The following is a 25,596-nucleotide window of genomic DNA, read 5'->3' as shown; positions in this document are numbered from 1 at the left end:
ATCATAATTTTCATGAATACTCCTGAAAAGCAGCTCGAAATAATTAAAAGAGGAACTCTGGAAGTCATCGTTGAAAAAGAGCTCATCGAGAAACTAAAAAAATCGCATAAAGAAAACCGTCCTCTTAAAATAAAGGCAGGGTTCGACCCAACTGCGCCTGATATTCACTTGGGTCACACAGTCCTTCTTGAAAAAATGCGCCAGTTTCAGGAACTCGGACATGAGATAATTTTTCTGATAGGCGACTTTACAGGAATGATCGGTGATCCAACAGGAAGGTCAGAGACAAGAAAACCACTTACAGAAGAAGATGTCATTAAAAATGCTGAAACATATAAAAAACAGGTATTCAAGATATTAGATCCTAAAAAGACAAAGATTGTATTCAACAGCAAATGGCTTGCAAAAATGAACTCGATGGAATTGGTCAGGCTCGGTTCAATGCAGACAGTGGCAAGAATGCTCGAAAGAGAAGACTTCAAAAAGCGTTTTAAAAATGAGCAGGACATATCTATTTTGGAGTTCTATTACCCATTGTTTCAGGCGTATGACTCAGTGCATTTGAAAGCAGATGTTGAGCTTGGCGGCACTGATCAGAAATTCAATATCTTGATGGGAAGAACTCTGCAAAAAAAATACGGGGTTGAAGAACAGATAGTTGTCCTCATGCCTCTGCTCGAAGGGCTTGACGGAGTGAACAAGATGTCAAAGAGCCTTGGAAATTACATCGGAATCACAGAATCTCCAAAAGACATGTTTGGAAAAATAATGTCCATAAGTGATGCACTCATGTTCAGATATTATGAACTCTTGAGCCATATCTCAATTGAAGAATTGAAAGAGCTTAAGATCGGAATAGAAAAAGGCAGAATACATCCAAAGAATGCAAAAGAAAATCTCGCTCTGGAGATCGTTGAGAGATATCACGGCAAAGAAGCTGCATTGAAGGCAAAGGAAGAATTCGAACATATCTTTGGCAAAGACAAAGGTCTTCCTGATGAGATTCCAGTATTTGAACTCAAGTGGGATGAAGAAGAGATGTGGGTGCCAAAGATAATGAAACTCTCAGGACTAGTTTCGAGTACCAGCGAGGCAGTGAGGCTCATAAAACAGGGCGGGCTGACAATCGACGACAAAAAATTCGACAATCCAGATGCAAAACTCAAAAAAGGCAGTTATCTTTGCAAGGCAGGAAAAAGGAAGTTCTTGAAGATAGTGGAGAAAGATTAATAATCTATTTGTAATTAAAGCTGCAATCAGCCTGCTATTTCTCCGTTAACAGGTCTTATGTTCTGGCCGTAAACTTCATCCAATATCTTTTTTGCTCCCTGCAAAAGCAGATCCTCTGCAAGTTTAAGCCCCAGCTTCTCTGCGTCCTGAGTATTGCCTTCAATATGTGTCTTGATTATTCTGTCGCCTGTAACACTTCCAACAAGTCCGTCCATCACAATCCTGCTGCTAATTATTTTTGCATACGCTGCTATCGGCACCTGACATCCGCCTTCGAGTTTTTTCAGGCATGCCCTTTCAGCCCTGACACATATTGATGTATCTTCATGATTTAGAGGGGCAATTATTTTGTTTATGAATTCATCATCGATCCTGCATTCAATTCCAACAGCGCCCTGACCGATTGCAGGAAGGCTTATTGAAGGCTCGATTAACTCAGTGATCCTATCTGACCATCCGAGTCTTTTTACTCCTGCTGCAGCAAGTATGATTGCATCGAATTTCCCTTCATCAAGTTTTCTCAATCTTGTGTCGAGATTACCTCTTAATTGCTCTATTTTTAAGTCAGGCCGAATACTTAAAAGCTGAGATGCTCTTCTTAAGCTGCTCGTGCCCACAGTTGCTCCATGCGGAAGATCTTTAAAGCTTCTCATTTTTGATATAAACGCATCTCTTGGGTCTTCCCTTTTTGTGATAACCGCAAGATGAAGGCCTTTTGGAAAATCTGTAGGAACATCCTTCATGCTGTGCACAGCAAGGTCTGCGTCTCCCCTTAACAAAGCTTCTTCTATTTCTTTTACAAAAAGTCCCTTGCCTCCGACCTTTGCCAATGGAACGTCAAGTATTTTGTCGCCGGTTGTTTTTATCTTATTCAACTCAATCTTCAGTTCAGGATAAAGCTTGAGAAGTTCTGACTTGATCCATTCAGCCTGCCATAGTGCAAGCTTGCTTCCGCGTGTGCCGATCACAATTTTTTTCTGTTTCAATTAATGATTCTCCCTTATTAAAAATATTCGATTTGTTTTGTAGTATAATATCTTTACAGAAAAAGCTTCAAGAAAGACCTGAGCAACAATGAGCGAAAATTAATCCTATCTTCTAATAATTGTTCTATATGAGGAATAATGTTCCAGCAAATTAAAGACAAAATTCTATCAGGCATAAGACTCACAAAAGAAGACGGGATTGCGCTTTTTGAAAGCAACGACATTTTTAAGCTCGGGAAACTCGCTTCTTATTCTGAGAAAAAGAAAAACGCGAATAAAGTTTATTACATCAGAAACATCCATGTTAATCCCACAAACATCTGCGTGAACCGCTGTAAGTTCTGCGCATTCAGCAGGTCTAAAGGCGAAGACGGAGCTTATGAACTGACCATCAATGAGATTATCAAAAAACTTAAAGACACTGACTCAGCTTACACTGAAGTTCATATTGTAGGCGGACTTCATCCTGACTGGCCGTTTGAACATTATTGCGAAATGCTTTCGAAAATTAAACAGTCACTCCCAAAAATTTACATAAAAGCATTCACTGCAACAGAGATAGAATATTTTTCGAGAATAAGCAAGAAAAACATCAGTGATGTTTTAAATGAATTAAAGAAAAGCGGACTCGACACAATGCCCGGCGGAGGAGCAGAGATTTTCGAAACAAGCGTCAGGAACCAAATATGCCCTGAGAAACTCTCAGGAGAAGGATGGCTTGATGTCATGGAAACTGCGCATCACACTGGAATAAAGACAAACGCAACAATGCTCTACAGCCATATTGAAAAATATGAGCACAGGATAGATCATCTTATAAAACTAAGAGACCTTCAGGATAAGACTCATGGGTTTCAGGCATTCATTCCGCTTGCATATCATCCGAAAAATACTGAGATAGGCGGGGCTTACTCTTCGGGAATAGACGACTTAAAAACAATTGCTGTCAGCAGGCTTATGCTCGATAATTTCCCGCACATAAAAGCATACTGGGTCATGCTCGGAGAAAAATTATCCCAGATCGCTCTGCTGTTTGGCGCGGATGATCTTGACGGAACAATAATCGAGGAAAAGATAACTTATTCTGCAGGCGGATTGTCCAGACAAGCAATGACTGTTGATGAATTAAAGAACTTAATTAAAAAAGCAGGGAAAACTCCAGTAGAAAGAGATTCTTTTTATAAGAAGATAAATTGAATAATATGAACATAAAGCCAGAGTATAGTATTTTCGCTCATTCTCGCCCCGATAAGATCGGGACTCCGAGGTATTTTGCCTATTCGCTTTGCGAATTATACGGCAAAATAAAACCGCTCAAATACAACACCCTGACTTTGAATTTTAATAGACTATGAACAGAATAAATAAAAAACAAGCCTTAGAATTACTGAAGAGTGCTGATCTTCTTGAACTTGGACAGATGGCAGACGAGATACGAAAAACTCTTCATCCAGACAAGACTGTAACTTTTGTCGTAGACAGAAATATCAACTACACAAACATCTGCATAAACAAATGCACATTCTGCGCATTTTGGCGCGACAAAAAAGACAAAGATGCATATGTGCTCGACAGAGATTCTCTTTATAAAAAAATCGAAGAGACAATTGCATTGGGAGGCACACAGATACTTATTCAGGGAGGACTTCATCCTGATTTTGGAATAGATTATTACACTGAATTACTAAAAGATATAAAATCACACTTTGATATAAATATTCACGGATTCTCCCCGCCTGAGATCTGCTATATCGCAGACAGCGCTGACCTTACGATCAAAGAAGCGATAAGAATTTTAAAATCAGCAGGACTAGACTCAATTCCCGGAGGCGGAGCAGAGATATTGTCAGACAGAGTGCGGGAGATATTAAGTCCGAAAAAAATAAAAACATCTTCATGGCTTAAGGTGATGGAAGAAGCTCACAGACTCGGCATGAGAACAACTGCAACAATGATGTTTGGGAGTGTTGAAACAGAAGAAGATATTATCGAACATCTCGATGCAGTCAGAAATCTTCAGGATGGGACAAAAGGTTTTACTGCATTTATCCCATGGACATTCCAGCCGGGCAATACTAAATTTATCAAAGAAAAGAAGAAAATTGATTTTAATCAGGCAACTGCTGTTGATTATCTAAAAGTTCTTGCGCTGTCCAGAATCTATCTGGACAATGTTAAAAACATACAGGCATCTTGGGTAACGCAGGGATTAAAGATAGCAGAGGTTGCTCTCAGATTCGGCGCAAATGATTTCGGCTCGACAATGATTGAGGAAAATGTTGTTGCAGCAGCAGGGGTAAGCTACAGAGTATCAAAGGAAGATATTATTAGGACAATAAAAAACGCCGGCTTCAAACCCGCGCAAAGAGATACCACCTACAGAATCTTAGAAGAGTTCTAGACTATATATCCTTAGGCTATTGCTAGGTCAAACAACTCCGTTTTCTGAAATATTTTTATTCAGACGAATCGTCTCTGTCTCTTTTTTCCTTCGAACCCTAATATTCAGCATTTCAACACCTACAGAAAACGCCATCGCAAAATAAATATATCCTTTCGGCACATGCACATCAAAACCTTCTGCTATCAATGTAAAACCGATCATAAGAAGAAAATACAGATTATTCCATTTTGGGAATATATGACTTTTAGGCAGAACTCTTGATCTTTCCATCCACCATCTCTATAACCCTATGACACTGTTTAGCGAGAGATTCATTGTGAGTGACGATGATAAAGGTAATCTGTTTTTTGGAATTGAGATCTATGAGAAGTTTGAATAATTCCTCGCCCGTATGCGTATCAAGATTGCCTGTAGGCTCATCAGCAAAGACCACTTTTGGATCGAGTATCAATGCGCGCGCAACAGCAACGCGCTGCTGCTCTCCTCCTGAAAGCTCTCCGGGCCTGTGATCTTTTCTGTCATAAACACCCAGTTCTTTAAGAAGCCTTTCTGACTTTTCTGCAATTTCCTTATAGCTAAAACCGTTTGATTTTTTTAATTGAGAACCCATACTTATCAACCCTGGCATCATCACATTCTCAAGCGCTGTAAATTCAGGAAGGAGATGATGAAACTGAAAGACAAAACCTACAGAATTATTTCTGAAAGACGCTATTGACTGATCATCAAGAGAAAAAATATCTGTTTTATCATAAAGAAGTTTTCCTGTTGTGGGTTTGTCCAGCGTGCCAAGGATGTGAAGCAGGGTGCTCTTGCCAACGCCTGAGGCTCCGACAATAGCTATCATCTCTCCTGCTTTTATATGAAGGTTAATGTTCCTAAGAACCTTCAGCTCGCCTGCAGGAGTATAAAATGATTTTGATATATCTATTACTTCGATCATCCTTAACCTGTTATCTCATATATGCAGATGTTGCGAGAAAATTTATTATTTTTATTTATAAATACCATATAAATATAATCTAAATAATTTATCGAGTTAAAGAAATTTTCGAGTAATGTCTGCATATAAAACCTCACTCATACCTCAATGGCTCAACAGGATCCAGTTTTGCCGCCTGAAGCGCAGGATATATTGTTGCAAGAAAACTGATTGCTATTGCAGCGCCTGAGACAGAAAGAAAATCCGTCAGCTTCATCTTGATAGGCAGATGACTCAGATAATAAATCTCAGGAGGAAGTTTGATGACATTATTGAATGCGTAGCCGAGAACACATCCTCCTACGACTCCTATAATTGTTCCTGCAAGCCCGATTAAAAGCCCCTGGAGCATGAACACAGACATTATCCCTTTGTTTGTCGCTCCCATCGCTTTTAGTATTGCGATCTCTCGGGATTTTTCTATGACATTCATTATGAGAGTGCCGACGATATTGAATGATGCAACAAGAATTATCAGAACTAATATTACGAACATTGCAAGCTTCTCAAGTTTTAAGGCCGCAAAAAGGTTTTTGTTCATCTGCATCCAGTCCCTGCCGTAGTATGGAAAATCTAGGATTTTTTGAACCTGTTCTCTCACTTCCTTTGCCTTATAAACATCTTTTATTTTAAGTTCTATTCCTGTTATTGTGTTTCCGGTTCCGAAGAACTCCTGCGCAGGAGGTATCTCTGTCATAACAAGATTTGAATCATATTCAAACATACCGACTTCAAATATTGCAGAAATCTTGAACTGCCTGACTTTTGGGAGCATTCCCATTGGACCGATCTCTCCAACAGGAGAAATAATATTTATTATATCGCCCTTAAAAACGCCGAGATTGCTTGCAAGCTCTCTGCCGATAATGATTCCAGGTATGCCTTTTTCCGTTTTTAAATCTTCTATTTTCCCGCTCTTAAAATATTTTTTTATCTCGGTTGTTTTTGCCTCTTGGACAGGATCAATTCCTCTGAGTATTACTCCATGCCCCCTTTTGCCGTATGAAACCATTACCTGCCCCAAAACAAAAGGAGAGGCAGAAACCACATCCTTCTCTTTTTTTACTTTCTCGATCACAATGTTATAGTCGACTATGCCGCCTCTGTAATTGAGAATAACTACATGTGCATTTACGCCTAATATCTTTCTCTGAAGGTCTTCGTGAAATCCGCTCATGACTGAGAGCACAACAAGCAATGCCATAACGCCTACTGCAACTCCGCCTGCTGAGATTGCAGTGTTAAGCGAAATGCCTTTGTGCTTCTTTTTAGATCTTAGATACCTAAAGGCAATAAAAACATAATAGGGTAAAAGTTTGTGCATGAAAATGACTATATCATGGATTAATGGATTTGAACAAGACATCAGGCGTGTTAAAATACATTTAATGACTCCGGTACAAATAGAGCTTCAGGAATTTACAAGAGAACCAAAGATCGCTTATTTCTCTATGGAGATAGGCGTTGCCAATGATATTCCAACATACAGCGGAGGACTTGGAGTTCTTGCAGGAGATACCATAAGGTCCGGCGCTGATTTGAAACTGCCGATGGTGGCAGTCACACTTCTCAGCAAAAAAGGTTACTTCAATCAAAACATCGACGAAAAAGGCAGACAGATCGAATCGCCTGTTGAATGGGATCCGTCAAAATACATGATACTCCTCCCTGAAAAAATCGATGTAAATATAGAAGGCCGTTCTGTCACAGTGCAGGCATGGCTTTACATTGTTAAAAGTCTCAGAAACGGCAGTATTCCTGTCTTTTTTTTGGATACAGATATTGAGGAAAATTCTCCTCAAGACAGAGAAATTACTTCTTATTTATACGGCGGTGATCATTTATACAGATTAAAGCAGGAGCTTGTGCTTGGAATTGGCGGGGTAAGAATGCTCCATGAGCTTGGATTCGAGATAAAAAAATATCATATGAACGAGGGTCACGCAAGTCTTCTTACACTCGAACTTTTACTGAGATATAAACGGCCGATAGAAGATGTCTGGGACGAGAGGCTTGTCTGGGATGTTGACCGCGTGAAAGACATTTGTGTGTTTACAACCCACACTCCTGTTGAAGCAGGACACGACAAATTCTCTTATGACCTTTTGCTCAAAACAATGGGAGAACTTATTCCTGTTAATATATTAAAAGACCTCGGCGGCAAGGTTCTCCTCAATATGACTATGCTTGCGCTTAATCTCAGCGAGTTTGTTAACGGAGTGGCAAAAAAACACGGCGAAGTTTCTCAGAGCATGTTCCCGGGTTATCAGATTTCAGCAATTACTAATGGGGTACATTCATATACATGGACATGCGAAAGCATGAAAAAATTGTATGACAAATATCTTCCGGGCTGGGCAAATGAACCTGAGCTTTTTGTACGAATGAGCAGGATCCCTGAGGATGAATTATGGCAGGCTCATATGGAAGCAAAAAAAATCCTGGTTGATTTTGTTAATTCAGAAACAAATGCAGACATGGATTATGACACTCTTACAATCGGCTTTGCACGAAGGGCAACAGCGTACAAAAGGCCTGACTTAATATTTCATGATATCGAAAAGCTCGAAAGCATTGCCGGCAAAAAAATTCAACTGGTGTTTTCAGGCAAGGCACATCCAAGAGACGACCATGGCAAATGGCTTATAGAAAAACTTCATATTATTAAAGAAAGGCTCAAAGAAAAAATAAAAATTGTTTATATGCAAAATTACGATATGCAAAAAGCGCTCAAGATTGTGTCTGGGGTTGATCTCTGGCTCAACACACCTCTAAGACCTCATGAGGCATCAGGAACAAGCGGCATGAAAGCTGCTCACAATGGAGTGCCTAATTTCAGTGTGCTTGACGGATGGTGGATCGAAGGACATATTGAAGGTTTCACAGGCTGGTCCATAGGCCCAAGCCCTACTGAAACAACTCTTTCAAATGATATTGATGCAATTGACAAAAGAGATGCTGAAGATCTTTACAACAAACTTGAAACTATTATAATTCCTCTGTATTACTCAGACAAACATACATGGATCAGGGTAATGCAGAATACGATCGGGAAAAACGCCTATTATTTCAACAGCCACAGAATGATGAGAAGATATGTTACAGAAGCTTATATACGATAGACTGATTCTGTCTCTGCCGTGGAATTTTAAAAATCCGGCAGAGAGATCTAAAAACAATTTATGCTATTTCTATCACATTGATATCAAATATCAAATTCTTTCCAGCCAGAGGATGATTGCAGTCCATAACAAATGCAGCATCTGTTTTCCCGATTATTGTTGCCATAATCGTCTCGTTATTTGGGCCTTGAAGCTGAACATGCTCTCCTATTTCCGGCTCTGCTCCTTGAGGAGCCATTGCCCTGTCAAAATCAAATACCATTGTCTCGTCGTATGCCCCGTACGCTTCTTCTGCAGGAATATTAACTGTCTTTGTATCGCCTATATTCATGCCGATAACTCCCTGCTCAAAACCTTTTATGAGCATCCCGCTTCCTACTGTGAATTCCAGCGGCTCGCGTTTTTCCGATGAATCAAATATCGAGCCGTCTTCCAGCCTCCCGGTGTAATGAACCTTTACTTTATCTCCCTGCTTAACTGTTGCCATGCATTCTCCTTAGAATTTTCTTAGTAACAATAAAAACTTTCTTAACCTTTTGAAAATTTTTTTATTATAACCAAAAACTAAAATATTTTTTATAGGGCAATAAAAAATGATTATGTTATAATTTTTGGCAAGTATCTTGAAAAAGCCCTTATTGGAGGAATCAATGAACAGAGGATGGATCGTTACTTTTTCTGGCGTTGGCCTTAATCTTGCGCTTGGAGTTCTTTATGCATGGAGCATATTCGGCAAACAGCTGACTGAAAGTCTTGACAAAGGCGGGTTTGGCTGGACCAAAACAAATGCTACCCTCCCTTATACAATTGCTATTGCATGCTTTGCCTTTATGATGGTTCCTGCGGGCAAACTTCAGGATAAGTTCGGTCCGCGGATTATTGCAACATGCGGAGCCTTTCTGACAGGACTTGGACTTTTTGTAACAGGTTTTGCAAGTCATGATAATATTCTTTTTGCAATTATCGGCTTTGGAATTATAACAGGAACAGGACTTGGACTCGGCTATGCATCTGCTACTCCTGCAGCAGTAAAATGGTTTCCTCCTGAGAAAAAGGGGTTAATAACAGGACTTGTGGTAAGCGGGTTCGGCCTTGCGCCAGTCTACATCGCACCGCTCAGCAAATATCTTCTTGCAAATTACGGCATTAATAAATCTTTTATAATTCTAAGCGCCATATTTACTTTTTTCATGTTAATACTCACACAATTCATAAAAAATCCTCCTGCTCCTGTATGTGCTGTTAAACCTTCGACTCCAGGTGACCCATGCAGAGTTGATTACACATGGAAGGAAATGTTAAAAACCTCGAAATTCTATCTGCTTTATATACAATATGTTTGCGCTGCAACTGCAGGGCTGATGATAATAGGACATCTGGCAAAAATAATTTCTGTGCAATCAAACAACACAATTATCATAGGCCCGTTTTGTGTTGCAATGCTGGCAATATTCAATGCTGGCGGAAGAATCATTGCTGGTATTGTTTCTGATTATATTGGAAGAATCTTAACTCTATCTCTTGTTTTTTTAATGCAGGCAATTGTGATGTTCTTCTTCACTCAATTCTCGACTGAAGCAACTTTTGTTATGGGTTCTGCGCTTGTGGGATTTAATTATGGGGCTTGCCTTGCACTTTTCCCTGCTACAACAGCCGATTACTGGGGAACAAAAAATCTCGGTCTGAATTACGGCATCCTTTTTACAGCATGGGGCGTAGGCGGAGTTTTCGGTCCTTTGCTTGCCGGCAGGATTGCCGACATAACAGGAAATTATACATCAGCATACTATATTGCAGCTGTACTTCTGATTGTGGCAGTAATACTCTCAGGATTTTCTTATGCAAAGATCTCTTCGGAAAATTATAATGGCAAGAGCTGAGATAAATTTCATCAACCGATAAAATTGTAGTATTCTAGTTCGAGCAGTCTTCTCTTGATATCGACTCCTGATGAGAAACCGCCTATTGAGCCGTCAGACTCTATGATCCTATGGCAAGGATAAACTATTGGAATGGGATTTTTGCCCAATGCCCTTCCAACCGCCCTATTAGCCTTGGGCTTGCCTATCTGTTCTGCAATCCATTTGTATGTTCTGGTTTCACCGTATGGAATTTTCTTTAAAATATTCCAGACCTGTTTTTCAAAATCAGTTCCTTTAAGAAACACCACGCTTTGTCTGAAATCTCTTATCCTGCCTGCAAAATAATCATTAAGCTCTTTTTTAAATTGTTCCGGAACAGCGCCTCTTCTTGCGTTCGGTTTTTTGAATGATATTCCTGAAAGTCTTGGACCTGAAAACATCAGAAAAAGCTCCCCCAGAGGACTTTCAAAAACATCATAAAAAAGTTCTGCCTTTCCAGACGTCTTTATATTCATATGCTTTATGTCTTTTTAAAAAAGATATTTTCTTGCTTAATTTTATCACAATTCAAAGACAGTCATGAAAATCAGTGGAGATAATATTAGTATGGATTTTATTAAAGAATCATTGTAAGCAGCTTGCAGATTAACCATGCAATAACGCCGCATGCAGGAAGAGTCAGTACCCATGCCATTATAATATTACCGCCTACTCCCCAGCGAACTGCTGACAATCTCTTTGATGCCCCCACACCCATTATTGTAGATGAGATTACATGAGTTGTGGAAAGAGGCAGTCCGATTCGTGAAGCAACCTCTATTATTGTTGCAGCTGATGTCTCTGCAGCAAACCCGTCAATAGGCTTTAGATGCACAAGCCGAACACCCAGAGTTTTTATAATCCTCCATCCGCCTGCCACTGTTCCAAATCCCATCACTGTTGCACAAAGCATAATTACCCAGAACGGAACATGAAAATCAGCAAGATTGTAGTAACTTACAAGCGACATTGTAATAATACCCATTGTTTTTTGAGCATCATTGCTTCCATGGCTGAATGCCATATACGCAGCGGACATTATCTGAAGTTTGCCAAATAAAGAACTTACTGCAGCGAGAGCTGCCTTCTGGAAAAGCCACATGAGAAAAAGCATGAGAAAAAACCCAAATACTATTCCGAATATTGGAGAGATAATCAAGCCAATCAAAACCTTTAAAATACCTTTTGTCAGGATAACCCCTGTCCCTGCAGTGGCTATTGCTGCGCCTACAAGGCTGGAAATTATTGCATGGCTTGAAGAAGTCGGGAGACTAAAATACCATGTGATTAAATCCCATATAATTGCTGACAGCAGCGCTGAGATAACTGTTATCTGAGTAATAGACATTGCCTCTACAATCCCCGAACCAACGGTCTTGGCAACTGCGGTGCCTGTCAGCGCGCCGACAATATTCAGTATCCCAGCCATTATTACAGCTGTCTTTGGAGAAAGCACGCGCGTTGATACTGATGTTGCTATTGCATTTGCTGTGTCATGAAAACCATTAATGAAATCGAAGATTGTAGCGAGGACTATTACGCAGATAAGGAGGGTGAAAGAATCATGCATGCTTTATAACAATTGCCTCAAGAATATTTGCAACGTCTTCACATCTGTCTGAGGCATCTTCAAGATGTTCATATATCTCTTTCCATTTTATTATCAGAACCGGGTCTTTTATTTCATCGAATAATTTTCCAAGCGCATCCCTGAAGTCTCTGTCAATTCTGTTTTCAAGCCTGTTTATCTCTATGCAGTATTCCTGTACATAAGTATAATTCTTTTCTTTAAGCTTTTGTATTGCTTTGTGCATAACCTCAGTTATCATCAGCAGATCTTTTGACATAGAGATTGCTTCAGGAGTTGTTTCTCTAAGTTTAAAAACAAAGATTTTATCAGCAGCAGCCCAGATAAGATCAATAACATCGTCAAGCCTGGATGCAAGGGTATAGAGGTCCTCTCTGTCAATAGGAGTGATAAATGTTTTATTGAGCTTCCTCATTATGTCATGGATTATTATATCGCCTTCCTGCTCAACCTCATATATCGCCTTAGCCTTAGCCTCGATATCCGTAAAATCTTCCATGAGTTTGACCAGAAGGGTTGCCCCTTTTGTCAGGTTGGATGCAGCCTGATCAAATATCTCGAAAAAGTCTATGGTTTTTGGAAAAAGTCTCATATGAATCAACCAGAGATTAGAATATATAAAAAATTCAGTGATGTCAATTAAAACTGTTTTATGGGCCTATAAGCAGTTATTTTAGCTCTCCGAAATTATTGTTATACTTCGAGATAAAATTCCTATAAGTATATTTATGTTCCTGAGTGCCGTAATTTTCTATTGCATATGTTGCTGCTACTGCTCCCATCTTTGCAGCAGTTATTATATCTTTGCCCATTACAATCCCTTTTAAAATCCCTGCCCTGTAAGCATCCCCTGCGCCTGTAGGATCAACAACACTGCTTGTTTTGGCTGCTGGGATGTATTCTTCAACCCCATCCCGCGTTATAACAGAGCCTTTTTCTCCAAGAGTTGTGACTATTATCTTTGTGAGATTCAACAAACCTTTTTTATCAAAGCAGGTCTTTCCCATTATCATCTCAAGCTCATAATCATTTGTTATGAGCATTGCTGAACCGTCAAGCCATTCTATCAGATTATTCTTTTCCCATCCGGTGAGAGACTGCCCTGGATCACAGATATATGGAATGCCCTTCTTTTTATACACCTTCGCATACTGCATCATATCGTCAAGATTGCCAGGCGCAAGTATTGCGATGGAATGTTCAGGATGCACACCTTTGAACCTGTATTTTGATGGATATTTCATAGAACCTGGATTAAATCCAGTAATCTGGTTATCAGCCTTGTCAGTTGTGATATAAGCGGCTGATGTTAATTCCTCCCTTATTATCTTAATACCTGTTGCCGGGATTTTATTTTTTTTGAGCCACTCAAAATAATTCTTATAATCCTTTCCTATTGTTGCAAGTATCATAGGCCTTTCGCCAAGAAGACTGAGGGAATATGCGATATTTCCGGCAGTCCCTCCGAATTTTTCTATCATTCCGTTTACTGTAAAGCAGACATTTAGAATGTGTATCTTGTCAGGAAGGATATGGTCTGAGAATCTTCCGGGGAAATCCATAATCTTGTCATAAGCAATTGACCCAGAAATGTAGATAGTTCTCTCGCTTGAGAATTGTTTCGTTGTTTTATTTTTTTTTGAACTATATCGCTTTTCTTTATTGCTGTAATGCCTTGATTTCATCTTCAAGTCTTTTCTTGTCACTTTCAAGTTTCCTCTTTCTCACCATGTTCTGCTGGAACATTGATTTGTCCGCAGGAGTAAGCGTACCGCTTACAGATTTATTGTTTAAAGCCTGCACTCTTATCATTGTTTTCTTGAGTTCTGCCTCCACACCTGCAAGCTCTGCTTTTTTTCTCTCCAGTTCATCTCTGTTCTGATTCTCCTTCGTATCTTTTGGAGGTTCCTGAACAGGTTCTTCTTTAGTTGTCTCAACAGGAGGCAGTGGTTTTTCAGGCTGTTCAATGTCTTTTATCTCTTTTTTAGGTTCATCGGCTGTTTCCGTTATTTTAAGGATATCTTTTTCAGGAACGCCGAATATCCCTCCATCAAAATAAATTTTTACTTCTCCGTCTGCTTTTTCATAATAACTTGCAATTATGACAGAGCCGTTCTTCAGAAAAATTTTATAACCTGCATCAGATATTGACGGAATAATTATGGCAAATAAAAATAAAAACAGACCCAAAAAAAACTTTTTCTGAAAATCTGATTTAATTTTTTTCTTCATTTTTTTGCCCTCAACTCACCAAGAAGTTTTTCTGCAATGCCATTGTTAAAACCTTTTATACCTGCAATATCATCAATGCCGGCCTTTCTTATATCTTCTATACTACCAAAATGTTTTAAAAGTTCCAGTCTTCTTTTTCTGCCTATCCCTTTAATCTTCTCAAGCGGTGATTCCATTAATCTTTTATCCCTTAATTTTCTATGGAAACTGACGGCAAACCGGTGCGCCTCATCGCGGATTTTTTTAAGAAGCAGGGATAATGCGCTGTTGTCTCTAAGATCAACTGGTTTTTCCGATTTTAGAGTGAACAGCCTGTCAGGATTTTTTGCTATTGAAACAAGTTCTGTATTTTTTATCCCGGCTTCATCAAAGGCTTTTCTTGCTGACTGAAGCTGTCCGATGCCACCGTCAATAACCATTAATGATGGCAGTTTATGCTTAAGATTTTTAATTGTCCTTTCTGAAATCTCCTTCATCATCGCAAAATCATTCATGCCTTCAACATTTTTTATCTTCAGATGTCTGTACATGTCTTTTTTGAATTCACCTTCAGCCCAATATATAAATGCGCCTACTGACTCGCTTCCTGAAATTGTTGATACATCAAGAGCCCCAATACTTTTAGGCGATTTTTTTAATCCAAGCGTTTCCTTTAGCTTTGCAATCGAATCCTCAAAATCAATTCGAACTTTGTTCTTGAATGTTATTTTTGCGTTTTCCTCAGCCATTCTCAGGAGTTCTAGCTTTTTGCCTTTCTTGGGCATTGTCATCTTTATCTTCTTTTGTTTTTTGTCTTGTTTCTTAGAGCGGATTTCTGAAAGCCATGATGAAAGTATTACAGCTCCCTCAGGTTTTGTATTTGCGATAATCTCATCAGGCGGTATAATCTCATTCGTATAAAATTGCTCGATGAATTTGTGCAGTAATTCCTTCTCTGAGATATTCCCAATGCCTTTAAGATGAAAATTTTTTGAACCAATTAGAACGCCGTTCCGTATAAAAAAAACTTGGAAAACTGCTTCGTTCTCCTCTTTGTAAAAACCCATAATATCAATATCGCCTAGTTCCGGAGCAGCAACTTTCTGTGATTCCCATATTTTTTCGAGATTGCCTATACTGTCTCTTATCTTAGCTGCTTCTTCGTATCTCAATTCATCAGAAAGTCTTTTCATCTTTTCCCCAAGTTCAGCAAGGAGTTCTCTTTTCTTTCCCATAAGAAAAAACTTAACTTCATTCACAATGCAAATGTAGTCTTTTTTGCTGATGAGACCATTGCATGGAGCAGGACATCTCTTCATCTGATACTGAATGCATGGACGCATCGGCTTATCCAATGAATATCTGCATGGTCTTATCTGAAAATTTTTTCTTATGAAATTCAGAGCTTCCCACATATTTCCTGCAGGCACATAAGGCCCAAAGTAACGAGCGCCGTCTTTCTTTATTTTTCTTACAACCTCTAATCCCGGCCATGCCTCATTTATTGTGAGTTTAAGGTAAGGGTAATTCTTGTCATCTCTCAATACCACATTGAATTTTGGCTTGTGCTGTTTTATCAGGGTTGCCTCAAGAACAAGCGCTTCAAGCTCATTATTCGTTATCAGATATGAAAAGTCTTTGGCAGACTTGACCATTGCGGATTTTCTCATGTCAATGCCGGATGTTTTCTGGAAATAGCTCCTCAAGCGGTTGCGAAGATTTTTTGCCTTGCCTACATAAAGCACATTCTTCTTCGAGTCCTTAAAAAGATAGACTCCGGGTTTTTGAGGAACAGCAGTTGTTTTTGCCTTAAGCATCCCGCTTGATCTGTCTTATTACAAAAGGCGTAATTATTGTGGTTATTACAGACATAAGCACTATTGATACATAAATATCCTGATTGATTATGTTAGAAGTAAGTCCTATCAATGCTACTATCATTGCAACTTCTCCCCTTGGAGACATTCCAAAACCTATAAAAAGCGACTCATGCTTTTTGAATCCTGCGATCCATGCTGCAGCTCCGCATCCAAAGACTTTTGTTAGAACTGCAATTAAGAGCAGTGTCAGAAAGAATGGGAGCATATTGAATGTAAGCTCTTTCATATTTGTGAGTATGCCAAGGCTTATAAAAAATATTGCACCGAATATGACATGTAGATATTCTGCTCCTTCTTTAAGATCTTTGCTGTTTTTGAATTTTATTCCTTCAAGCACAGCGCCCGCCAAAAAAGCTCCTACAATTGCTGAGAGTCCTATTATCTGAGCAATGGATGCGCAGAAAAAGCAGAACATTATTGCAGCAATGAAAAGAAAATGGGTATGCTCTTTTGAAAATTTCATCTTATCAAGTCTTAAAAATAATTTTTTTAAATAGGGCGCGGCGAGGATCCCTGCAATAAGAAAAGCTATCGCTTCGACCGATATAATAAATATCTTTATAAATGCAAAATCTTCTCCTTTTACAAACTGGACAGCTACTGACAAGGCAATAAGTCCAAGTGCATCATCAACAACTGCTGCGCCGATTATCGCTTTTGCAACAGAGGTATTCAGTTTATTCATTTCCTTTAATACGCCTGCTGTTATTGCTATGCTCGTGGCTGTGAGCGCAATTCCAATAAACATTGCCTCTTTGAATCCATAGCCGAACATATATCCTAGAATATAGCCTGCAATCCAGGGGAATATTACTCCTGCCAAGGCTATAAAAAGATATTTTAATTTATATATCTCTTTTATTTTAAATTCCAGACCTATTGCAAAAAGAAGGATTATTGCTCCGAGGTGGGCAAGCATCTTTACAGCATCAGTATAATCAACAAAAGAAAATACGCTCGGTCCTATTATTATCCCGATGATTATAATTCCAACGATTGCAGACTGGTTGATCCTTGATGCAAGAAGATAACCTATGAGCGCAAAAAGCAAAACAAGGCTTATCTGCAATTCAATGCTTGTCATTGTTCAATCCTCTGTTCTTTGACTGATCAATATCATAATAGCATAAAAAGAAGTTTGTTCTATTTTATCTGAGCCTTGTTGTCAGCCAGCGCATCGAGCAGTTTTTTCAATGCCTGTATTATGTCTGAAGGGGATGGAGGACAACCTTTTATGCAGCAGTCTACAGGTATCACATTAGCAGCGCCGTTTGTTACAGCATAGCTGCCTTTGTAAATTCCTCCGTCAATAGCGCAGTCTCCGCACGCGACAACCAGTTTGGGTTCCGGCATCGCAAGATATGTTTTCCTAAGCGCAAGCTCCATCTGCCTGGAGACTGGACCTGTAACAAGCAGGATATCGGCATGACGAGGAGACGCAGTAAAATCTATTCCAAACCGCTGTATGTCGTAAATCGGATTTGAGAGAGCAGTGCACTCCCATTCGCATGCATTGCAAGAGCCTGAGTCAACCTGTCTAATCTTAATCGATCTTTTAAAACCAGTTTCTATTTTCTTTTTGGAAGAGATTATCTCGAGCATTTCATTATTACCTTTAAAATCTTCAGGGAATGGGATGGCAGATTTTTTAGTTAATAAATTTTTCAAGATTTCTTTGATCATTACATGTCACATCCTGAATAAGATAGATTAAAGCTCTTATTGCACAATGGGAAATCAGGCACAATATTTCCATGCACTGCAAAGGGAACCGCAGGCCAGTTGCAGAATGACGGGGACCTGAATTTAACTCTCAACGGTCTTCCGTTCTTATCCGCCTTTATCCAGAAAAACAACGACCCATGCGGCGTTTCTGCAAAACCAAGAGCAGATGAATATCCGGGGATGTTATTTGGTTGAACAGCCGGATCACCCTTGTATTTATTCTCAAGAAGCGAACTGATAATTGATATCGAGCACTCAGCCTCTTCAGCCCTTATCATCATTCTTGCCAGCACATCGCCTTTTGACATTACATGTTCTTCAAAAGCAAGCCTTTCGTAAAGCAGATGCGGATGAGTTTTCCTCAAATCATCTTCTATCCCAGATGCCCTTGCCGCAACTCCTGTTACTCCTAATTTTTGCGCGATTTCTTTTGAAAGCCTGCCTGTATTTTCTAATCTTTCTACATGTGAGACTGTTCCAAGCAGTAATTTCATCAACTCTTTGTATTTTTTTATTGCCATACTCAGAGTAGAAAAAATATCATCTTTGCACAAAAGAATATCCTTATTAACCCCGCCTATTATATTTACGCCTCTTAAATACCTGCTTCCTGTAAGCCTCTCATTAAGCTGCATAAGACTTTCTTTTATAGCCGCTCCTTTGGCATAACCGACTTGAAGTCCTGTTCCTGCGCACATATTTCCTATATCGCCGATATGGTTATACAGTCTTTCCAATTCAATCAGCAGCGTTCTTACTGCCTTTGCCTTTTCTGTTATTTCGGCTCCTGTCATTCTCTCGACTGCCATGCAATAAGCGCATGAGTAGGAATATGACGATGTTCCTGATATTCTTTCTGCCAGTTTTACTCCTTCTGTAAATCCCAATTTCTCAAAATGCTTTTCTGTTCCTTTATGCGTATAAAACAATCTAGATTCAAGAAAAAATATTGTCTCGCCTACTGCGCTGAATCTGAAATGTCCGGGTTCTATTATTCCTGCATGTACAGGACCGACAGGTATTTCATATATCCCCTCGCCTTTTACCTCCATAAAATTATATGGTCTTTTCTTAGCAATTCCCTTTCCCCATTCCTCAAGGTCAGCATCAGAAATATTCCAGTCTTTTCTCAAAGGATAAGAATCTTTTGGGAACGCATCATGAAAAACAAGACTTCGCGTGTCAGGATGTCCGTCTGGAATCAAACCTAACATGTCTTTTATCTCGCGTTCATACCAGTGAGCAGCAGGTATATCATGTGTTATTGAGGGGAACGCGTTATCTTCTTCGGTTAAAGAAAAATAAATTATAAAAAATCTTTCGTTTCCATAAATTGTGAATACAGAATAAATTTTAAATGTTCCGTCTATCTCTCTTTCATCAGTTCCAAACATCATCCTTAATATTGCGTTCTTGTCGTGGGAAAGATACGAACACACTTCCTTGAAATCGTTTTTCTTGATCTCTATGTAATATTCATTCAGATATTCTTTTGTTCTTTTCGCCTTTGCCAGAATCTTATCCATCATCTCACTCCAATAACACTAATACATGCCCTGATGGTTTTATCCAGAAATTCCGGTATTGAAACTCCGAGCATCAGAATCAGCAATGCCATTACGATCATAACACCGTTATTAAGCCATGACATGGGGAATTTTCGATGTTCGCAGCCTTCTTCTTTAGGAGGAATATTATTTTTGCCTTTAAAAAGTATCTTTCCGAATCCTGACATCATTCCGTAAAAAACAATCACAGCAAAGAAAAGGAACAAACCTACTGCGGCCCATAATCCTTTGTCAACACCAGCCTTGAGTATCGTGAATTCGCTTATAAATATGTTTAAGGGAGGCGAGCCTGCAAGAGACAGCACACCCGCAAAAGTAAGCATTCCAAGCAAAGGCTTTGAAGACAACACTCCATTTACATTTTCTATTTTTGTTGAACCATAACAAGCCTGAATCCTTCCTGAGGCAAAAAACATCAGCGGTTTTGATATCGCATGATTCAGTATGTGCAAGAGAGCGCCATAAAAACCCAGAACTCCGCCTATTCCAACACCAAGAGATACAATTCCCATATGCTCTATGCTGCTGTATGCCAGAAGCCTCTTATAATTTTCCTGCACAAGAATAAATACCGCAGATATCCCGATTGATATAAGGCCAAAAATAATAAGGAGATTTCCGGTGAATATCGCTCCTGTAGATGGTTCGACAATTGCGATTACCCTGATAATCCCATAGAATGCCGTGTTAAGCAGAATTCCCGAAAGCAGTGCGCTTATAGGGCTTGGCGCCTGGCTATGCGCATCAGGAAGCCAATTATGCATTGGAGCAAGTCCTGCCTTTGTCCCATATCCTACAAGAACAAAAATAAATGCCAGTTTCATTGTCGCAGGGTTAAGCCTGCCTGCTATTTCTTTAAGAGCTGTCCAGTTCAATTCTCCTTTAGTGCCGTTTACTGCAGTCGAAGCATAATAAATTATGAAAATGCCAAGCAGCGCAAATGTTATTCCGACTGTGCAGAGCATTATGTATTTCCATGCAGCTTCTATCGCAAGCTGTCTCTTTGTAAAACCAAGTCCGATAAGGATTGCAGATACAATAGTGGTTGCCTCGATGGCAATCCACATCAGCGCAAGATTGTTTGCAACTGTTACAAGCAGCATTGTGAATATGAAAATATGCAGAAGCAGATAATATCTTCTTATGCCTTTCACATCCATAAGTTTCATATCAAATTCATGTTCAAGATATCCAATCGAATATGCCGAAGAGGCAAGCCCTAAAAGAATTACAAGAACCATTATATAGACTGAAAGCGCATCCATATAAAGCATACCGTTTAAAGCAGTGCCGGGGTTGGAAACAAAAGAAAGGATTGTTGGGATTGCGAATACAGCAAGCGCTGACGCTCCCGCAAGATTTGCATATCCTACAAGCCTGTGATTTTTTAATAAATAGCAGACCGTGGCTGTGATAATCGGCATAAAAAGTATAATTATCATCGCCATTATCCTTTCAGCACCGTCAGCTTATCAAGATCTGAAGACATAAATGCTTTTCTGATCTGGACTGCGAAAAAACCCAGAATTATCACTCCCATAAGCAGATCAAACAAAACTCCAAGTTCTATAATCGTCGGCATCCCGAATGTCATCGAAAAACCGGCAAGAAAAAGGCCGTTCTCCATGAATAAAAGTCCTATTATCTGAGTTATTGCCTTGCGCCGCGTTATCATAATTAAAAGGCCTATCAGTATCACAGCAACAGATATCTGAAGTGCGTTTTTAGACACGCCAGTCACAAATACTCCCTCTCTTAAAGAAGCATATACTACTGCGACAAGTATCCCTGATATAACAAGCGAAAGTGAATTGCTTATGTAGGGATCAACGTCGTGTGTGATTTTTATCTGTCTGACTATCCTTTTCATGAATAAAGGTATCAACATTCCTTTGCTCAAAAAAGTGGTAACAGCTGCTACATAAAGGTGAGTCTCATTTATCATAAAAGCAATAATTGCGATTAACAATGAAAGAAGCCATGAATTCAGCATATAGGCCTTAACACAGGATTCGAGTCTTCTTATAGCATTCATACTGATAGCAGTAAGAAGTATTCCTACTGATATAAAGTCAATTATTGAAAATGTTTGTATCCAGTTTCTCATTTATTTCCCCATGATTGTATAAGTCAAAAGTGACAGCAATGCAAGCACAAAGGCTCCGCCAAGAAGCGACGGCAGTTGAAAAAATCTTAACTTTGCCCTGGTCGATTCTGCAAACGCCATTAGAAAAGTAATAAAAAGGATCTTCACAAAATATATTCCGCATGAAATTATAATATGTAAAGGTTGATTGCTCATGGAGATTCCAAAAGGTAAAAACACATCGATGGCAATCGTGAACAATAACATCTGTTTTATATATTGCGCCCATTCAATAATTGCAAGATATCTGCCTGAATATTCAAGAATCATTCCTTCATGTATCATCGTAAGCTCAAGATGAGTGTCAGGATTGTCTACAGGAATGCGTCCAGTTTCAGCAATGATCGCAACAATGAATGCTGCAAGCGCAAGGACATGTGCCGGAGAATATGAAATATAATCTGATGCAGCGATCCTTGCAATATTTGTAGAACCTGCTGAAATGGCCGCGGTGAATATGCTTAGCATCATCATCGCTTCAACAAGTATTGTAACTGTCATCTCTCTGCTGCTTCCTTCGCCTCCAAATGCAGTGCCTGCATCAAGGCCTGCTAAAGCCATAAAGAACCTTCCAAGCGCAAGGATATAAATCAAGGCTATAACATCACCCATCATAAAAAATGATGACTCGGCGGTTACAACAGGCACTAACATTACTGCAGTAACAGATGAAGCGAAAACAACGTAAGGCGCAACCTTAAAAATCCAGGATGTTACATTTGATATGACCATATCTTTTTTGAAAAGCTTTAAAAGATCATAATAAGGCTGAACAATGCTTGGACCGACTCTGCCCTGCATTCCAGCCTTAAATTTCTTTATTGTCCCGTTAACCAAGGGAGAAAACAAAATTATTATTAAAAATTGCATAAATTCCATCTTAGTCTCCAAATATTAAAAGAATTATAAGTGTTATCAATATGTAGCCTAGATAAAGATGCAGGCTTCCTGACTGCATCAATCTTACCTTATTAGCAATTCTCTTAATGAACCCCGTGACATTATCGTATATGTATTTATCTATGAATGGAGTTATCCCGCCGCTGTATTTCATTGCCTTAACAAATAAAGGCTTGACCAGATAAGAAATGTTTATTTCTCTTTTTGGAAGATAAATTCTTTTAAAAATTATTTTTATTGGTTTGGTAAATGCTGTTGATGTATATTGCATTCTGGGAGTAAGGGAAGGTATCCCGCAGTCCCATGAATCCGCATATGTTATCTTTCTTCCTCTGTTTACGATTCTGATAAATACCAGCAAAGCAATAAGCATCACGATCATTGTCAGTATTATTGACACAGGAGACAATGATGTAATCGCATTTCCTATCTCTTTTGATGAATCGCTGATAAAAATGAAAAAATTATCAGCATGAAGATATGACAACAAATCATTGTTAGTATTGTATCCGCTAAGGCTTCCGATAACTGAAGAAAGCATGTTTATTACTGTCCCGGGGAATATGCCAGATAAAAAGCATAACACAGCTAAAACTGCCATGCCTGCTGTCATTGAAGGAGTTGATTCTACGGCGTTCTCTGCCTGCCTGCTTCTTGGCATCCCGAGAAAAGAAATGCCGAACGCTTTTACAAAACAAGCAGCAGCAATAGCGCCTGTAAGCGCCAGCGCAGCTCCGCCTAGAGGAGTAATTATCTTTGCTAAAACAGAATCTGCCTGAAAGCCGAGAAGCAAAGACTGGTATGTAAGCCATTCGCTTACAAAGCCGTTAAAAGGAGGAAGGGCACAGATAGAGACAGAGCCTATCAGAAAAAATAATCCTGTATAAGGCATTGCCTTAAGAAGTCCGCCCATGTTTTCCATGTTCTTTGTATGTGCTGCATGCACAACCGAGCCTGCGCTCATGAATAAAAGCCCTTTAAAAATTGAATGGTTCAAAGCATGATAGAGCCCTGCAATCAAGGCTATGCCTGAAAGCAGATATAATCCGTTGGCATTGAATACCATTGAAGCGCCCACCCCGAGAAGAATTATTCCGATATTTTCGATGCTCGAATATGCAAGAAGCTTTTTGATATCATTCACTATAAGCGCATACAAAACTCCAAGCACAGAAGAAATCGTGCCTATTATAATTATGGTCACCCCCCACCATTCAGGTCCGCTCCCGAGCATGTCTATGCTTATTCTGATAAAACCGTATATCCCAGTTTTAATCATTACTCCAGACATCAAAGAAGAAATATTAGAAGGCGCTGCAGGATGTGCCTTTGGAAGCCATGTGTGGAGAGGAATAATGCCCGCCTTTGTGCCAAACCCGATAATAGAAAAAATAAAAATAAGATGCCTCAGGTTTTCAGGTATCTGCGAGGAGAGTTTTTTTATCTCAGCAAAATCCATGCTACCTGTCTGTCCGTATAAAAGCAGGAAAAGAATTATTATAAATGCAGTGCCGATATGGGTCATTACAATGTAAAGAAGCCCTGCCTTTGATGATTTTTCATCCCTTTCAAAAGTAACAAGAAAGTAAGAAAGAACAGACATTGTTTCCCATGATATGAGGAACGTAATAATATTGGCTGAAAAAATTACAGCGTACATGCTCAGTATAAACATGTTGTATAAAAATCCGAATAAGCCTTTGTTTGTAAAACTGCTTGTATACCCTATCGAAAATATGGAAACGCAAAAGGCAAGAACTGAGATCAAAATTGCAAAAAAACCTGAAAATGAGTCGCCGTGAAATTTGAATTCAAAGATTGAGGAAATCGGGAAAGAAAAAACATTCAGATTACTGCCTGATACAAGAGAAAAACTCAATATCCCAAAAATAACAGACCCTGAAACAGGGAGGAGATAGATATAGTCTTTTACTTTTTTAAGAGGCAGAAGTGAAGCAACCGCCCCTAAAATAAAAAAAGAAACCGCTATATAAAGAAAACTTTCAGGATCCATTTTAGGAATAACCTGTTAAGTATAAAATAAAAATGATTTTAAACTCAACATAAGCTCATTTGCATTCTATTTAAAATTTTTCTTTTCCCATTGGTTGTAATACCATTCACCTATCATAATCGTGAGAATCGCAAGCACTATGCCTGCTATAACATCAACAACATAGTGATAACGGCAATATACTGTTGCAAATACAAGCCCTGCAACCAACGGCAGGAAAATCCAGAATAATATTCTTTTGAATCTGTATGAAAGGTAAAGCACTGTGAGCGTGACCGCAGTGTGCCCGCTAGGAAAAGCATCCCGCTTTATTCCTTCAAGATCATTCAGGAGCTTCTGTATTGGTTCTGTTATTAAAAATCCCTGAAGTTCTTGTGTCTGTAGATGATCTATGGTGAATCTCGGGCCTAAAGCAGGCATAAGAATATATCCTATATAAGAAAGATAGAAACAAAAAAGCACCAAGAACAGCGATCTGTCAAATTCCTTGTCCTTCTTCCCTTTTATTAAAGCAATGCCGAGAATTATTGGCAGAAAATAATACGATGTGTATGAAAGCTGAAAAATGTCTGTGAGCACCGGATTAATTATTTTTTCAAGCGCCACTGTTGGATGAACACCAAACATCATGTAATCGAATTTTATTAGAAAAGGATCGACATCTTTTGGATTTACATGATGAACAACCCATCCGAGGCTGTCGAATAAAACAAGCACGCTTACCAGAGGGAAGATTATGTTATATGTAAATTTCAGGAATCGTGTTTTGTCCTTTATTAAAAAAATAAAAACCTGTGCAAAAATCATTATAAGATAAAGCGGTATAAGAATATGTCTTTGGGGAATTGCTGAGTTAAATGCAGTTGTTATAACCAGCAGGATAACAATAAAAGCTATTGTTACGATATCAGAAGGTCTCAATCTTAAAATTTTCATTTC

23 protein-coding genes and 1 pseudogene are annotated in these 25,596 nt (G+C 39.1%); 5 read left to right on the top strand and 19 right to left on the bottom strand.

Going from position 1 to position 25,596, the window contains the following annotated elements:
• Window positions 1-12 precede the first annotated feature (12 nt).
• Complete coding sequence (gene tyrS, locus LLF28_06660; GenBank protein MCE5195118.1) at window positions 13-1,230, top strand: tyrosine--tRNA ligase; 1,218 nt, start codon at window positions 13-15, stop codon at window positions 1,228-1,230.
• 26 nt (window positions 1,231-1,256) lie between these two features.
• Here the strand turns inward: tyrS and hemC are convergent, their stop codons facing one another.
• Entirely contained in the window at window positions 1,257-2,216 is a 960-nt protein-coding gene (gene hemC / locus LLF28_06655) for a hydroxymethylbilane synthase (GenBank protein ID MCE5195117.1), read from the bottom strand.
• Window positions 2,217-2,354: 138 nt separating this feature from the next.
• On the opposite strand from hemC, the gene mqnE reads away from it, so the two are divergent.
• Both mqnE and mqnC read left to right on the top strand, forming a co-directional pair.
• Complete coding sequence (gene mqnE / locus LLF28_06650) at window positions 2,355-3,413, top strand: aminofutalosine synthase MqnE (GenBank protein MCE5195116.1); 1,059 nt, start codon at window positions 2,355-2,357, stop codon at window positions 3,411-3,413.
• Between the two features lie 154 nt (window positions 3,414-3,567).
• A complete protein-coding gene (gene mqnC, locus LLF28_06645; GenBank protein ID MCE5195115.1) occupies window positions 3,568-4,617 on the top strand; it encodes a dehypoxanthine futalosine cyclase in 1,050 nt (349 codons plus the stop codon).
• 27 nt (window positions 4,618-4,644) lie between these two features.
• Here mqnC and LLF28_06640 read toward each other — a convergent pair whose 3' ends face one another.
• The 3 genes from LLF28_06640 to LLF28_06630 form a co-directional block, all read right to left on the bottom strand.
• Window positions 4,645-4,890, bottom strand: a complete 246-nt coding sequence (locus tag LLF28_06640; GenBank protein ID MCE5195114.1) for a hypothetical protein — start codon at window positions 4,888-4,890, stop codon at window positions 4,645-4,647.
• On the bottom strand, window positions 4,865-5,563 hold the full coding sequence (locus LLF28_06635) for an ABC transporter ATP-binding protein (protein ID MCE5195113.1): 699 nt from the start codon (window positions 5,561-5,563) through the stop codon (window positions 4,865-4,867). The genes LLF28_06640 and LLF28_06635 overlap by 26 nt, the downstream gene beginning before the upstream one ends.
• Window positions 5,564-5,696: 133 nt before the next feature.
• Window positions 5,697-6,926, bottom strand: coding sequence for a lipoprotein-releasing ABC transporter permease subunit (locus LLF28_06630; protein ID MCE5195112.1), 1,230 nt, complete (start codon window positions 6,924-6,926; stop codon window positions 5,697-5,699).
• Here LLF28_06630 and glgP point away from each other — a divergent pair.
• Window positions 6,925-8,724 carry an alpha-glucan family phosphorylase gene (gene glgP, locus LLF28_06625; GenBank protein MCE5195111.1) on the top strand — a complete coding sequence of 600 codons (1,800 nt, stop codon included), beginning with the start codon at window positions 6,925-6,927 and terminating at the stop codon, window positions 8,722-8,724. The genes LLF28_06630 and glgP overlap by 2 nt on opposite strands.
• A 58-nt stretch (window positions 8,725-8,782) precedes the next feature.
• On the opposite strand, the pseudogene LLF28_06620 reads toward glgP, so the two are convergent.
• A pseudogene (locus LLF28_06620) lies at window positions 8,783-9,190 on the bottom strand (peptidylprolyl isomerase).
• A 184-nt stretch (window positions 9,191-9,374) separates the two neighbouring features.
• On the opposite strand from LLF28_06620, the gene LLF28_06615 reads away from it, so the two are divergent.
• Complete coding sequence (locus LLF28_06615; protein ID MCE5195110.1) at window positions 9,375-10,604, top strand: OFA family MFS transporter; 1,230 nt, start codon at window positions 9,375-9,377, stop codon at window positions 10,602-10,604.
• A gap of 11 nt (window positions 10,605-10,615) precedes the next feature.
• On the opposite strand, the gene LLF28_06610 is transcribed toward LLF28_06615, so the two are convergent.
• From LLF28_06610 to LLF28_06545, 14 genes are all read right to left on the bottom strand, one after another.
• The gene (locus LLF28_06610; GenBank protein MCE5195109.1) at window positions 10,616-11,101 is read right to left on the bottom strand and encodes a methylated-DNA--[protein]-cysteine S-methyltransferase; all 486 of its coding nucleotides are present in this window, start codon (window positions 11,099-11,101) and stop codon (window positions 10,616-10,618) included.
• Between the two features lie 101 nt (window positions 11,102-11,202).
• Complete coding sequence (locus LLF28_06605; protein MCE5195108.1) at window positions 11,203-12,195, bottom strand: inorganic phosphate transporter; 993 nt, start codon at window positions 12,193-12,195, stop codon at window positions 11,203-11,205.
• Window positions 12,188-12,805 (bottom strand): DUF47 family protein, encoded by a 618-nt coding sequence (locus tag LLF28_06600; GenBank protein ID MCE5195107.1) that lies wholly within the window; start codon window positions 12,803-12,805, stop codon window positions 12,188-12,190. Before LLF28_06600 ends, LLF28_06605 begins: the two co-directional genes overlap by 8 nt.
• A gap of 76 nt (window positions 12,806-12,881) precedes the next feature.
• Window positions 12,882-13,919, bottom strand: a complete 1,038-nt coding sequence (locus tag LLF28_06595) for a carbohydrate kinase family protein (GenBank protein MCE5195106.1) — start codon at window positions 13,917-13,919, stop codon at window positions 12,882-12,884.
• Window positions 13,873-14,445: a hypothetical protein gene (locus tag LLF28_06590; GenBank protein MCE5195105.1), complete on the bottom strand. Its 573-nt coding sequence runs from the start codon at window positions 14,443-14,445 to the stop codon at window positions 13,873-13,875. Before LLF28_06590 ends, LLF28_06595 begins: the two co-directional genes overlap by 47 nt.
• Complete coding sequence (gene uvrC / locus LLF28_06585; GenBank protein ID MCE5195104.1) at window positions 14,442-16,241, bottom strand: excinuclease ABC subunit UvrC; 1,800 nt, start codon at window positions 16,239-16,241, stop codon at window positions 14,442-14,444. Before uvrC ends, LLF28_06590 begins: the two co-directional genes overlap by 4 nt.
• Window positions 16,234-17,388, bottom strand: coding sequence for a cation:proton antiporter (locus tag LLF28_06580; GenBank protein MCE5195103.1), 1,155 nt, complete (start codon window positions 17,386-17,388; stop codon window positions 16,234-16,236). The genes uvrC and LLF28_06580 overlap by 8 nt, the downstream gene beginning before the upstream one ends.
• Window positions 17,389-17,447: 59 nt before the next feature.
• On the bottom strand, window positions 17,448-17,987 hold the full coding sequence (locus LLF28_06575; GenBank protein MCE5195102.1) for an NADH-quinone oxidoreductase subunit B family protein: 540 nt from the start codon (window positions 17,985-17,987) through the stop codon (window positions 17,448-17,450).
• Window positions 17,987-19,555 carry an NADH-quinone oxidoreductase subunit C gene (locus LLF28_06570; protein ID MCE5195101.1) on the bottom strand — a complete coding sequence of 523 codons (1,569 nt, stop codon included), beginning with the start codon at window positions 19,553-19,555 and terminating at the stop codon, window positions 17,987-17,989. Before LLF28_06570 ends, LLF28_06575 begins: the two co-directional genes overlap by 1 nt.
• The gene (locus LLF28_06565; GenBank protein ID MCE5195100.1) at window positions 19,555-21,045 is read right to left on the bottom strand and encodes a hydrogenase 4 subunit F; all 1,491 of its coding nucleotides are present in this window, start codon (window positions 21,043-21,045) and stop codon (window positions 19,555-19,557) included. The genes LLF28_06570 and LLF28_06565 overlap by 1 nt, the downstream gene beginning before the upstream one ends.
• Window positions 21,045-21,704 (bottom strand): hypothetical protein, encoded by a 660-nt coding sequence (locus LLF28_06560; GenBank protein ID MCE5195099.1) that lies wholly within the window; start codon window positions 21,702-21,704, stop codon window positions 21,045-21,047. Before LLF28_06560 ends, LLF28_06565 begins: the two co-directional genes overlap by 1 nt.
• A complete protein-coding gene (locus LLF28_06555; GenBank protein MCE5195098.1) occupies window positions 21,705-22,622 on the bottom strand; it encodes an NADH-quinone oxidoreductase subunit H in 918 nt (305 codons plus the stop codon).
• Window position 22,623: 1 nt separating this feature from the next.
• A complete protein-coding gene (hyfB, locus tag LLF28_06550) occupies window positions 22,624-24,657 on the bottom strand; it encodes a hydrogenase 4 subunit B (GenBank protein MCE5195097.1) in 2,034 nt (677 codons plus the stop codon).
• A gap of 66 nt (window positions 24,658-24,723) precedes the next feature.
• Window positions 24,724-25,593 (bottom strand): phosphatase PAP2 family protein, encoded by an 870-nt coding sequence (locus LLF28_06545; GenBank protein ID MCE5195096.1) that lies wholly within the window; start codon window positions 25,591-25,593, stop codon window positions 24,724-24,726.
• Between the last annotated feature and the right edge of the window lie 3 nt (window positions 25,594-25,596).

This window comes from Nitrospiraceae bacterium (assembly GCA_021373015.1).
Classification (GTDB): domain Bacteria; phylum Nitrospirota; class Thermodesulfovibrionia; order Thermodesulfovibrionales; family UBA1546; genus JAJFTJ01.
The sequence above is the reverse complement of the archived record's forward strand: the minus strand, read 5'-3'. Positions and strand labels throughout refer to the sequence as shown.

Excerpts from the sequence above, each read along its gene's own strand:
- LLF28_06605 (MCE5195108.1), bottom strand. The coding sequence starts at position 12,195 with ATGCATGATTCTTTCACCCTCCTTATCTGCGTAATAGTCCTCGCTACA.
- tyrS (MCE5195118.1), top strand. The coding sequence starts at position 13 with ATGAATACTCCTGAAAAGCAGCTCGAAATAATTAAAAGAGGAACTCTG.
- glgP (MCE5195111.1), top strand. The coding sequence starts at position 6,925 with ATGAAAATGACTATATCATGGATTAATGGATTTGAACAAGACATCAGG.
- LLF28_06555 (MCE5195098.1), bottom strand. The coding sequence starts at position 22,622 with ATGGAATTTATGCAATTTTTAATAATAATTTTGTTTTCTCCCTTGGTT.
- LLF28_06575 (MCE5195102.1), bottom strand. The coding sequence starts at position 17,987 with ATGATCAAAGAAATCTTGAAAAATTTATTAACTAAAAAATCTGCCATC.
- uvrC (MCE5195104.1), bottom strand. The coding sequence starts at position 16,241 with ATGCTTAAGGCAAAAACAACTGCTGTTCCTCAAAAACCCGGAGTCTAT.
- LLF28_06640 (MCE5195114.1), bottom strand. The coding sequence starts at position 4,890 with ATGGAAAGATCAAGAGTTCTGCCTAAAAGTCATATATTCCCAAAATGG.
- LLF28_06635 (MCE5195113.1), bottom strand. The coding sequence starts at position 5,563 with ATGATCGAAGTAATAGATATATCAAAATCATTTTATACTCCTGCAGGC.
- hyfB (MCE5195097.1), bottom strand. The coding sequence starts at position 24,657 with ATGGATCCTGAAAGTTTTCTTTATATAGCGGTTTCTTTTTTTATTTTA.
- LLF28_06570 (MCE5195101.1), bottom strand. The coding sequence starts at position 19,555 with ATGGATAAGATTCTGGCAAAGGCGAAAAGAACAAAAGAATATCTGAAT.
- LLF28_06560 (MCE5195099.1), bottom strand. The coding sequence starts at position 21,704 with ATGAGAAACTGGATACAAACATTTTCAATAATTGACTTTATATCAGTA.
- mqnC (MCE5195115.1), top strand. The coding sequence starts at position 3,568 with ATGAACAGAATAAATAAAAAACAAGCCTTAGAATTACTGAAGAGTGCT.
- LLF28_06600 (MCE5195107.1), bottom strand. The coding sequence starts at position 12,805 with ATGAGACTTTTTCCAAAAACCATAGACTTTTTCGAGATATTTGATCAG.
- LLF28_06590 (MCE5195105.1), bottom strand. The coding sequence starts at position 14,445 with ATGAAGAAAAAAATTAAATCAGATTTTCAGAAAAAGTTTTTTTTGGGT.
- LLF28_06610 (MCE5195109.1), bottom strand. The coding sequence starts at position 11,101 with ATGAATATAAAGACGTCTGGAAAGGCAGAACTTTTTTATGATGTTTTT.
- LLF28_06545 (MCE5195096.1), bottom strand. The coding sequence starts at position 25,593 with ATGAAAATTTTAAGATTGAGACCTTCTGATATCGTAACAATAGCTTTT.
- mqnE (MCE5195116.1), top strand. The coding sequence starts at position 2,355 with ATGTTCCAGCAAATTAAAGACAAAATTCTATCAGGCATAAGACTCACA.
- LLF28_06630 (MCE5195112.1), bottom strand. The coding sequence starts at position 6,926 with ATGCACAAACTTTTACCCTATTATGTTTTTATTGCCTTTAGGTATCTA.
- LLF28_06565 (MCE5195100.1), bottom strand. The coding sequence starts at position 21,045 with ATGGCGATGATAATTATACTTTTTATGCCGATTATCACAGCCACGGTC.
- LLF28_06580 (MCE5195103.1), bottom strand. The coding sequence starts at position 17,388 with ATGACAAGCATTGAATTGCAGATAAGCCTTGTTTTGCTTTTTGCGCTC.
- LLF28_06615 (MCE5195110.1), top strand. The coding sequence starts at position 9,375 with ATGAACAGAGGATGGATCGTTACTTTTTCTGGCGTTGGCCTTAATCTT.